The following is a 9872-nucleotide window of genomic DNA, read 5'->3' as shown; positions in this document are numbered from 1 at the left end:
GTGTGTCAAGGCGCCAGGAAGGTGCAGAGCTTCTGGCCCAGCACCGTGGCGGCTTCTTCCCATGTGGTTTGGATGCCGATTGTAGAAAGATCGACCGTCTGCAGCCCCGCGTAGCCGCAAGGGTTGATGCGCGAGAAGGGTTCGAGGTCCATCCGCACGTTGAGCGCCACGCCGTGATAGGTGGCGTGGCGGCTCACCTTGATGCCCAGCGCGGCGATCTTTCCGAGCCCTCGGAACGGGTCGGCCGCGGGCATGGGGCCGGTCAGCGCGGCGTGGGAGAACGGGTCGTCCAGGCGCACGTAGATGCCCGGAGCGCCCGCCACGCGGTGGCCCGTGACGCCGAAGTGGGCCAGCGTGCGCAGCACGGATTCCTCGATGCGGTAGACGTACTCCTTGACGAAGTAGCCCGCGCGGCGCAGGTCGATCAGCGGGTAGGCCACCGCTTGGCCGGGGCCGTGGAATGTGACCTGGCCGCCGCGGTCGGTCTGCACGACCGGAATCGCACCGGGGTTGAGGATGTGGTCCTGCCTGCCCGCGATGCCCTGCGTGAAGACCGGGTCGTGCTCGCAAATCCATAGCGCATCGGGCGTCTCGGGCGTGCGCTCGAGCGTGAACTGCTTCATCGCCGCGAAGGTGTCGGCGTAGTCGACGCGGCCCAGCGGGCGCAGCTCGATGGCGGCGGCGATTGCGGCGGCGGTGTCGGTCATCGCAGGGCCTGCCGCACCGAGAGTCCGGGCATCAGAGCACGACCTTGACCATCGGGTGCGAGGACAGCGCGCGATACAGGTCGTCGAGCTGCTCGCGGCTGGTGGCCGTGACGGTGATGGTCACGCCAAGGTAATTGCCGGCCTTGCTGTCGCGCAGCTCGACGGTGGTGGCGTCGAAGGTCGGGTCGAAGCGCTCGGCGATCTGCGTGACGGCGTGCACGAAGCCATCGACCTTGGCGCCCATCACCTTGATCGGAAACTGCGAGGGGTACTCGATCAGCGATTCCTTGCGTGGATCGGGGATCGAGGTGGTTTCGGTGGCGGGGGTGTTGCTGTCGGTCATGCCGGGGCTCCGTGTTTCTGCTCTTGCTGCTTCCGAGCGTTGTGTACCTTGGCCTCCTGGTAGGCCTTGTACAAGCTCTCGTAGATGGGGCCGGGGCGGCCATTGCCAATAGGCTTGCCATCGAGCGTGACGACCGGCAGCAGTTCCTTGCTGGCCGAGGAGATGATCACTTCGTCGGCGGCGCACACTTCTTCGCGCGAGATGGGTCGCAGTTCGAAGGGAATGCCGAGCGTCTTGCTCATGCGCTCGAAGAGGCCGTAGCGGATGCCGGTGAGCACGAGGTTGTTCTTGGGCGGGCCCATCAGCCTGCCGTCCTTCACGATCCACACGTTGCTCGACGAGGCCTCGCTGAGCCAGTCGTCGCGGAACATGATGGTCTCGGCCGCGCCGGCCTCCACGCTGATCTGCCGAGCGAGCACGGCACCCAGCAGGCTGGTGCTCTTGATGTGCGCCTTCTGCCAGCGGAAGTCGGCCGCGGTGACGCAGGCCACGCCCTTGGCGCGGATCGCGTCGGAAATGGGTGGCAGCGGGTTCACCATCACGAACACGGTAGGGCGCAGGCCGCGCACCATTGCGTGGTCGCGTGGGGCTACGCCACGTGTTACCTGGAAGTACACCGACTGCGGTGCGTCGCCTGCGGGCGCTACGAGGCGCATCACGATCTCGCGCCACTGCGCAAGGGAGAGCGGGTTCTCGATCTGCAGCTCGGCAAGCGAGCGGTCGAGGCGGGCCATGTGCTCCTCGAAGCAAAAGGGCTGGCCGAAGTAGACGGGGACGTATTCGTACACGCCGTCGCCGAAAATGAAGCCGCGATCGAGGACGCTGATCTTCGCGTCGCGCAGCGCGGTGTATTCGCCATCGAGGTAACAAAGCGTGGCGGGCAGGGCGTCGGTGATAGGGTGCATGCCGGAATTATGGTTGCGCGCGCCACGTCGGGCTCCCGTCAGGGAATGCGGCGCCGTTTTGCGTGCGCGACAGCGCGGGTGGCGGGACAGGCTGGGTTTTTACTTATAATCAATGGCTTTGTAGAAATTCTGGGTCGTCATCCGGGCTTCATTCGAAATGAAAACAATCGCCCGTCGTGACTCGGAGGCCACTGAAGGCCTTGATACAGAATTCAAGCCGTTGACCGCCGATGAGGCGCGTGAACTGCGTGCAAAGAACCCATCGATCTCCCCGTGGCGGGTGATCGCGGGTCAGTTGGTTGTCGGTCTGGTGGTGGCTCTGGCCGCCTGGGGGCTGACGGGGAGGCAAAATCTGGGTTGGTCCGCCGCATATGGCGCGATCGCGGTGGTTGTTCCATCGGCGGTCTTCGCGCGCGGGCTGACCGGCCGGTTTTCCTCCCTGAATCCGGGCACTGCGGTGTTCGGGTTCTTCCTGTGGGAAATGGTCAAGATGGCCTTGTCCGTGGCAATGCTGATTGCTGCGCCAAGGCTGATTACGGCGCTGAGCTGGCCAGCAATGCTGGTCGGCCTGGTGGTGACAATGAAGGCGGCCTGGTTGGCGGTGATGTTCTCGCCCCGGCGCCGGAAACTGAGAGACGAGTAACCGAATGGCTGCTGAAAACGCTGCGGAACATGGTCAGACCGCTGGTGAATACATCATTCACCACTTGACGCACCTGCAAAGCTCCAAGCCCGGAGGTGTGGCCGACTTCTCGGTTTTCAACTTCGACTCTCTCTTCTTCTCGATCACGCTCGGTATCCTGGGTTGCTGGCTGCTCTGGCTGGCTGCCCGCAAGGCCACTTCGGGTGTTCCCGGCCGTTTTCAAGCGGCTGTCGAACTGCTCGTCGAAATGGTCGACCAGCAGGCCAAGGGCATCGTCCACAACGCCACCAGCCGCAAGTTCGTGGCCCCGCTGGCGCTCACGATCTTCGTGTGGATCTTCCTGCTGAACGCAATGGACCTGTTCCCGGTCGATTTGTTCCCGGCGATCTGGGCCAAGATCTTCCACCTCGCCGGTGAAGATCCGCATCACGCCTATCTGCGCGTCGTGCCCACCGCCGACCTCTCGGTGACGATGGGCATGTCGGTCGCCGTGCTGCTGGTCTGCCTCTACTACAACGTCAAGATCAAGGGCCTGGGCGGCTGGGTGCACGAGCTGTTCACCGCACCCTTCGGCAACCACTGGGCGCTGTACCCCTTCAACTTCGCCATGCAGCTGATCGAGTTCGTCGCCAAGACGGTCTCGCACGGCATGCGTCTGTTCGGCAACATGTACGCCGGCGAACTGATCTTCCTGCTGATCGCCCTGATGGGCGGTGCCTGGTCGCTCTCGGCCACCGGCATCGGCCTGGCCATCGGCCACATCATCGCGGGTACGGCCTGGGCCATCTTCCACATCCTGATCATCACGTTGCAGGCCTTCGTGTTCATGATGCTGGCGCTGGTCTACATCGGCCAGGCCCACGATCACCACTGATCAGCCGCTTTCGTTCTTGTTTTTGTTTTTCTCTTCAACCAAAGTCCTCTAGGAGTCATCATGGAAGTTATTAGCTTTGTTGCACTGGCCGCCGGCCTGATCATCGGTCTGGGCGCTGTGGGCGCATGTATCGGCATCGGCATCATGGGCAGCAAGTACCTCGAGTCGGCCGCACGTCAGCCCGAACTCATGGGTGAACTCCAGACCAAGATGTTCCTGCTGGCTGGTCTGATCGACGCCGCGTTCATTATCGGCACCGGTATCGCCCTGTGGTTCGCAACGGCCAACCCGTTCCTGTCGCAAATCGCCAACCTGCCGAAGTAAGTCTTTCTCGTCGGACCTGCGTCGTCGTTCTCTAGCCTGCTAGCGAATGGCTTCGATTCAATCCCATAGAGAGGGTGAAAAGTGAGCATTACCGGTACCCTGATCGTTCAGATGATCGTGTTCCTGATCCTGGTCGGGTTCACGATGAAGTACGTGTGGCCGCCGATCGCGAAGGCGCTGGACGAACGCGCTGCCAAGATCGCCGAAGGCCTCGCTGCAGCCGACAAGGCCAAGTCCGAGCTTTCCGCCGCCAACAAGCGCGTGGAAGCCGAACTGGGCCAGGCCCGCAACGAGTCCGCACAACGTCTTGCCGACGCCGAACGTCGCGCCCAGGCCATCGTTGAAGAGGCCAAGGCCCGCGCGACCGAGGAAGGCAACAAGATCGTTGCAGCCGCACGCGCCGAAGCCGAACAGCAGGCACTGAAGGCCCGTGAAGCCCTGCGCGAGCAGGTCGCGGCACTGGCAGTCAAGGGCGCGGAGCAGATTCTGCGCAAGGAAGTGAATGCGGGCGTTCACGCCGATTTGCTCGCCCGTCTGCAGACCGAACTCTGATAGAAGCCATGGCAGAACTCGCCACCATTGCACGCCCCTACGCCGAGGCGCTCTTCAAGGCTTCGTCGTCCGACGTTGCCGGAACCAGCGCCTGGCTCGAAAAGATTGCCGCCATCGCGGCCAATCCGGAGCTCCAGCAGTTCGCCGAGAACCCGAAGGCCACGGCCGACCAGGTGATCGGCGTGGTCGCCGGTGCATTCGGTGCACCGCTGGCCGCTCCTGCCCAGAACTTCCTGTCCGCGCTCCTCGAGAACGGGCGCTTTTCGGTGCTGCCGGAAATTGCGAAGCAGTTCCGGGCACTCGCCAACGCGAAGAGCGGTTCGTCCGACGCCGTGGTCTACAGCGCCTTCCCGATCGACGCCGCGGCACTGGCCAACGTGTCGGCCGCGCTCGAGAAGCGCTTCGGTCGCAAGCTCCAGGTCACGGTTCGCCAAGAGCCTGAACTGATCGGCGGCATCCGTGTGGTGGTCGGCGACGAGGTGCTCGACACCTCCGTCAAAGCGCGCCTTGAACAAATGAAAGTTGCGCTGGTGGCCTGACGGCTCCCGGCCCCTTACAAAGAAAGAAGGAAAGAGTCATGCAACTCAATCCCGCAGAAATTTCCGAGCTGATCAAGAGCCGCATCGAGGGCCTCGGGGTCAGTGCCAACATCCGCAACGAAGGCACCGTGGTGTCGGTGACCGACGGCATCGTGCGCATCCACGGCCTGTCCGACGCGATGCAGGGCGAAATGCTGGAGTTCCCGGCCACTGCCGACGGCGTTCCGTCGTTCGGTCTGGCCCTGAACCTCGAGCGCGACTCGGTCGGCGCCGTGATTCTGGGCGAGTACGAGCACATCTCCGAAGGCGACACCGTCAAGTGCACGGGCCGCATCCTGGAAGTGCCGGTGGGCCCCGAGCTCATCGGCCGCGTGGTGAACGCCCTGGGCCAGCCGATCGACGGCAAGGGCCCGGTGAACGCCAAGATGACGGACGTGATCGAGAAGGTCGCACCGGGCGTGATCGCCCGCAAGTCGGTCGACCAGCCGATGCAGACCGGCCTGAAGTCCATCGACTCGATGGTGCCCGTGGGCCGCGGCCAGCGCGAGCTGATCATCGGCGACCGCCAGACCGGCAAGACCGCCGTGGCGATCGACGCGATCATCAACCAGAAGGGTCAGAACATGACCTGCGTCTACGTCGCGATCGGCCAGAAGGCTTCGTCGATCAAGAACGTGGTGCGCGCACTGGAACAAGCCGGTGCCATGGACTACACGATCGTGGTCGCGGCTTCGGCATCGGAATCGGCTGCAATGCAGTACGTCGCGGCCTACTCGGGCTGCACGATGGGCGAATACTTCCGCGACCGCGGCGAAGACGCGCTGATCGTCTATGACGACCTGTCGAAGCAGGCCGTCGCCTACCGCCAGGTGTCGCTGCTGCTGCGTCGTCCCCCGGGCCGCGAAGCCTACCCCGGCGACGTGTTCTACCTCCACAGCCGTCTGCTCGAGCGCGCAGCCCGCGTGAACGCCGACTACGTCGAAGCCTTCACCAAGGGTGAAGTCAAGGGCAAGACCGGTTCGCTGACCGCGCTGCCGATCATCGAAACGCAAGCCGGCGACGTGTCCGCCTTCGTTCCGACCAACGTGATCTCGATCACCGACGGCCAGATCTTCCTGGAAACCAACCTGTTCAACGCAGGTATCCGCCCCGCCATCAACGCCGGTATCTCGGTGTCGCGCGTGGGTTCGTCGGCCCAGACGAAGATCATCAAGGGCCTCTCCGGCGGTATCCGTACCGACCTGGCGCAGTACCGTGAGCTGGCTGCGTTCGCGCAGTTCGCTTCCGACCTCGACGAAGCCACCCGCAAGCAGCTCGACCGCGGTGCCCGCGTGACCGAACTGCTGAAGCAGCCGCAATACAGCCCGCTGTCGATCTCGCTGATGGGCGCGTCGCTGTTCGCCGTGAACAAGGGCTTCATGGACGACCTCGAAATCAAGCAGGTGCTGCCTTTCGAGCACGGCCTGCACCAGTTCCTGAAGTCCAGCCACGCCGCGCTGCTCGACAAGATCGAGAAGGCCAAGGCTCTGGACAAGGAATCGGAAGCCGAACTGCTGGCCGCCGTCACCTCGTTCAAGAAGTCGTTCGCCTGATCGACGCCTTGACCGACGCAAGAAGGAGCTCTCATGGCAGCTGGTAAGGAAATCCGCGGCAAGATCAAATCGGTGGAGAACACCAAGAAGATCACCAAGGCCATGGAAATGGTCTCGGTTTCCAAGATGCGCAAGGCGCAGGATCGCATGCGCGCCGCTCGCCCCTACAGCGAAAAGATCCGCAACATCGCAGCCAACCTCGGCAAGGCGAACCCGGAGTACACCCACGCTTTCATGAAGACGAACGACGCCAAGGGCGTCGGCTTCATCATCGTGACCAGCGACAAGGGCCTGTGCGGCGGCCTGAACACCAACCTGCTGCGTGCTGTCACCAGCAAGCTGCGCGAAGCGCAGTCCGCAGGCAACGTGGTGGAGTCGGTCGCCATCGGCAACAAGGGGCTGGGTTTCCTGAACCGCATCGGCGCCCGCGTGGTGGCCCATGTGACGCAGCTGGGCGACACGCCGCATCTGGACAAGCTCATCGGGCCGGTCAAGACGCTGCTGGACGCCTACGCCGAAGGCAAGCTGTCGGCGGTGTACCTGTGCTACACGAAGTTCATCAACACCATCAAGCAAGAGCCGATGGTGGAACAGCTCCTGCCGCTGAAGGCCGAGACGCTGCAGGCCGATCCGGCGCATCACTCGTGGGACTACATCTACGAGCCCGATGCGCAGAGCGTGATCGACGAGTTGCTGGTGCGCTACGTGGAATCGCTGGTGTACCAGGCCGTGGCCGAGAACATGGCGTCCGAGCATTCGGCGCGCATGGTGGCCATGAAGGCCGCGACCGACAACGCAGGCAACGTGATCAACGAGCTGAAGCTGGTCTACAACAAGACCCGCCAGGCCGGCATCACGAAGGAACTGTCGGAAATCGTGTCCGGCGCGGCCGCTGCCGCGGGCGTTTGATCGAGGCAATGCAACAGGCCGCGTTGCTGATCAGGGGCGTTCTGCGCTCCTGATAACCCAAGGCCTTTTTTAGGGGACTCTGCGCAAAATGAAGAAGATGCTTGCTCTGGTGGCTGTTGCTGCCGTTCTGACCGCCTGCTCCAAGAAGGAAGAGGCGCCCGCGCCTGCACCGGCTCCAGCCGCTGCACCTGCAGCGCCCGCTCCGGCACCCGCGCCCGCTCCTGCAGCAGCGCCGGCGGCTGCTCCCGCCGCAGCTCCGACGGCATCCGCCGCCGATCTGCCGCAGGAATGCAACGACTACCTGGCCAAGGTGCAGACCTGCGTCGCTTCGCAAAGCGGTGCTGCTGCCGACGCCATGAAGGCAAGCCTCGACCAGACGAAGGCCACCTGGGCTTCGATGGGCGCCGACAAGGCTGCACTGGGCCAGGCCTGCAAGGCTGCTTCGGACGCTTTCGCCGCACAGGCGACGGCCATGAAGTGCTGATGAAGTACTGACAGCGAAGACTGCAAAGAGAAATTCAAGGATGCCGGCCTGTCCGGCTTTCTTGCAAAAGCGGCCCGTTTTGGCAGCAGGACGCTTCTGCAAGAACCTGTCGCAAATTTATTGAGATCCATCCAGAAGGAAACGCCATGGCTGAAGGAAAAATTGTCCAATGTATCGGCGCCGTGGTCGACGTGGAGTTCCCGCGTGACCAGATGCCCAAGGTCTACGACGCCTTGAAGTTCGAAGGCGGCGGGCTGACCCTCGAAGTTCAGCAGCAGCTCGGCGACGGCGTGGTGCGCACCATTGCACTGGGCTCGTCCGACGGCCTGCGTCGCGGCTTGGTCGTGACCAACACCGGCGCTCCCATCACCGTGCCGGTCGGCAAGGCCACCCTCGGCCGCATCATGGACGTGCTGGGCCGCCCGATCGACGAGCGCGGCGACGTGGGCCAGGAGCTCACCGCTTCCATCCACCGCAAGGCTCCCGCGTACGACGAACTGTCGCCTTCGCAGGACCTGCTCGAAACCGGCATCAAGGTGATCGACCTTGTCTGCCCGTTCGCCAAGGGCGGCAAGGTGGGCCTGTTCGGTGGCGCCGGCGTGGGCAAGACCGTGAACATGATGGAACTCATCAACAACATCGCCAAGGCTCACTCGGGTCTGTCGGTGTTCGCAGGCGTGGGCGAACGTACCCGCGAAGGCAACGACTTCTATCACGAGATGGCCGACTCCGGCGTCGTGAACCTCGAGAAGCTCGAGGACTCGAAGGTGTCGATGGTCTACGGCCAGATGAACGAACCCCCGGGCAACCGCCTGCGCGTGGCGCTGACCGGCCTGACCATCGCCGAGTCGTTCCGCGACGAAGGCCGTGACGTTCTGTTCTTCGTGGACAACATCTACCGCTACACGCTGGCCGGTACCGAAGTGTCGGCACTGCTGGGCCGCATGCCTTCCGCCGTGGGCTACCAGCCGACGCTGGCCGAGGAAATGGGCCGCCTGCAGGAGCGGATCACGTCGACCAAGGTCGGCTCGATCACCTCGATCCAGGCCGTGTACGTTCCCGCCGACGACTTGACCGACCCGTCGCCTGCCACCACCTTCGCCCACCTGGACTCCACCGTGGTGCTGTCGCGTGACATCGCCTCGCTGGGCATCTACCCCGCCGTGGACCCGCTGGACTCGACCTCGCGCCAGCTCGACCCGAATGTGGTCGGCGAAGAGCACTACAACGTGGCCCGCGCCGTGCAGGGCACCCTGCAGCGCTACAAGGAACTGCGCGACATCATCGCGATTCTGGGCATGGACGAACTGGCTCCGGAAGACAAGCTGGCCGTGGCCCGCGCCCGCAAGATCCAGCGTTTCCTGTCGCAGCCGTTCCACGTGGCCGAAGTGTTCACGGGCTCGCCCGGCAAGTACGTGCCGCTGGCCGAAACCATCCGCGGCTTCAAGATGATCGTGAACGGCGAAGCCGACCACCTGCCCGAGCAGGCGTTCTACATGGTCGGCACCATCGACGAAGCGTTCGAGAAGGCCAAGAAGGTCGCTTAAGAAGGAATCACCATGGCAGGCACCATCCATGTGGACGTGGTCAGCGCGGAAGAGTCGATCTTCTCGGGCGAAGCCAAGTTCGTCGCGCTGCCCGGTGAAGCCGGTGAGCTCGGCATCTTCCCGCGCCACACCCCGCTGATCACGCGCATCCGCCCCGGCGCCGTGCGCATCGAAACCGCCGACGGCAAGGAAGAGTTCGTCTTCGTGGCCGGCGGCATTCTCGAAGTGCAGCCCAACGCAGTCACCGTGCTGTCCGACACCGCGATCCGCGGCAAGGACCTCGACGACGAGAAGGCCAATCAGGCCAAGGCCGCAGCAGAAGAAGCGCTGAAGAACGCGAAGAGCGACATCGACATCGCGATGGCCCAATCCGAGCTGGCCGTGATGGCCGCCCAGATCGCGGCGCTGCGCAAGTACCGTCAGAAAAAATAAGCTCCTTCGTCGGAGCACAAG

The 9872-nt window shown here is 63.7% G+C and carries 13 protein-coding genes; 10 read left to right on the top strand and 3 right to left on the bottom strand.

What is annotated here, in order from left to right; translation table 11 throughout:
* Positions 1 to 5: 5 nt before the first annotated feature.
* Genes lipB through ABL838_RS28805 form a run of 3 tightly spaced genes read right to left on the bottom strand, consistent with a single transcriptional unit; the run spans position 6 to position 1955 of the window.
* Positions 6 to 707: a lipoyl(octanoyl) transferase LipB gene (gene lipB, locus ABL838_RS28815; RefSeq protein ID WP_418123070.1), complete on the bottom strand. Its 702-nt coding sequence runs from the start codon at positions 705 to 707 to the stop codon at positions 6 to 8.
* Positions 708 to 738: 31 nt separating this feature from the next.
* The gene (locus ABL838_RS28810; protein ID WP_019657645.1) at positions 739 to 1050 is read right to left on the bottom strand and encodes a YbeD family protein; all 312 of its coding nucleotides are present in this window, start codon (positions 1048 to 1050) and stop codon (positions 739 to 741) included.
* Complete coding sequence (locus ABL838_RS28805; RefSeq protein ID WP_418123069.1) at positions 1047 to 1955, bottom strand: D-amino acid aminotransferase; 909 nt, start codon at positions 1953 to 1955, stop codon at positions 1047 to 1049. Before ABL838_RS28805 ends, ABL838_RS28810 begins: the two co-directional genes overlap by 4 nt.
* Before the next feature lie 157 nt (positions 1956 to 2112).
* On the opposite strand from ABL838_RS28805, the gene ABL838_RS28800 reads away from it, so the two are divergent.
* The 10 genes from ABL838_RS28800 to ABL838_RS28755 all read left to right on the top strand — a co-directional run bounded on the left by ABL838_RS28800 (position 2113) and on the right by ABL838_RS28755 (position 9851).
* The gene (locus tag ABL838_RS28800) at positions 2113 to 2598 is read left to right on the top strand and encodes an ATP synthase subunit I (protein ID WP_126025134.1); all 486 of its coding nucleotides are present in this window, start codon (positions 2113 to 2115) and stop codon (positions 2596 to 2598) included.
* Positions 2599 to 2602: 4 nt separating this feature from the next.
* Entirely contained in the window at positions 2603 to 3472 is an 870-nt protein-coding gene (atpB, locus tag ABL838_RS28795; protein ID WP_019657642.1) for a F0F1 ATP synthase subunit A, read from the top strand.
* Positions 3473 to 3532: 60 nt separating this feature from the next.
* Positions 3533 to 3796, top strand: coding sequence for a F0F1 ATP synthase subunit C (gene atpE, locus ABL838_RS28790; RefSeq protein ID WP_019657641.1), 264 nt, complete (start codon positions 3533 to 3535; stop codon positions 3794 to 3796).
* 81 nt (positions 3797 to 3877) lie between these two features.
* Positions 3878 to 4348, top strand: a complete 471-nt coding sequence (locus ABL838_RS28785) for a F0F1 ATP synthase subunit B (protein ID WP_019657640.1) — start codon at positions 3878 to 3880, stop codon at positions 4346 to 4348.
* A gap of 8 nt (positions 4349 to 4356) precedes the next feature.
* The gene (locus tag ABL838_RS28780; protein WP_418123068.1) at positions 4357 to 4887 is read left to right on the top strand and encodes a F0F1 ATP synthase subunit delta; all 531 of its coding nucleotides are present in this window, start codon (positions 4357 to 4359) and stop codon (positions 4885 to 4887) included.
* Between the two features lie 38 nt (positions 4888 to 4925).
* Positions 4926 to 6479: a F0F1 ATP synthase subunit alpha gene (atpA, locus tag ABL838_RS28775; RefSeq protein WP_126025132.1), complete on the top strand. Its 1554-nt coding sequence runs from the start codon at positions 4926 to 4928 to the stop codon at positions 6477 to 6479.
* A 33-nt stretch (positions 6480 to 6512) separates the two neighbouring features.
* The gene (atpG, locus tag ABL838_RS28770) at positions 6513 to 7388 is read left to right on the top strand and encodes a F0F1 ATP synthase subunit gamma (RefSeq protein ID WP_126025131.1); all 876 of its coding nucleotides are present in this window, start codon (positions 6513 to 6515) and stop codon (positions 7386 to 7388) included.
* A gap of 88 nt (positions 7389 to 7476) precedes the next feature.
* Positions 7477 to 7872: a hypothetical protein gene (locus tag ABL838_RS28765; protein ID WP_418123067.1), complete on the top strand. Its 396-nt coding sequence runs from the start codon at positions 7477 to 7479 to the stop codon at positions 7870 to 7872.
* 146 nt (positions 7873 to 8018) lie between these two features.
* The gene (gene atpD, locus ABL838_RS28760) at positions 8019 to 9419 is read left to right on the top strand and encodes a F0F1 ATP synthase subunit beta (protein WP_126025129.1); all 1401 of its coding nucleotides are present in this window, start codon (positions 8019 to 8021) and stop codon (positions 9417 to 9419) included.
* Between the two features lie 12 nt (positions 9420 to 9431).
* Complete coding sequence (locus ABL838_RS28755; RefSeq protein WP_019657634.1) at positions 9432 to 9851, top strand: F0F1 ATP synthase subunit epsilon; 420 nt, start codon at positions 9432 to 9434, stop codon at positions 9849 to 9851.
* Positions 9852 to 9872: the final 21 nt, after the last annotated feature.

It is taken from the genome of Variovorax sp. 160MFSha2.1, from assembly GCF_048305075.1.
Classification (GTDB): Bacteria; Pseudomonadota; Gammaproteobacteria; order Burkholderiales; family Burkholderiaceae_C; genus Variovorax; species Variovorax guangxiensis.
This window is presented reverse-complemented; position numbering and strand designations above follow the sequence as displayed.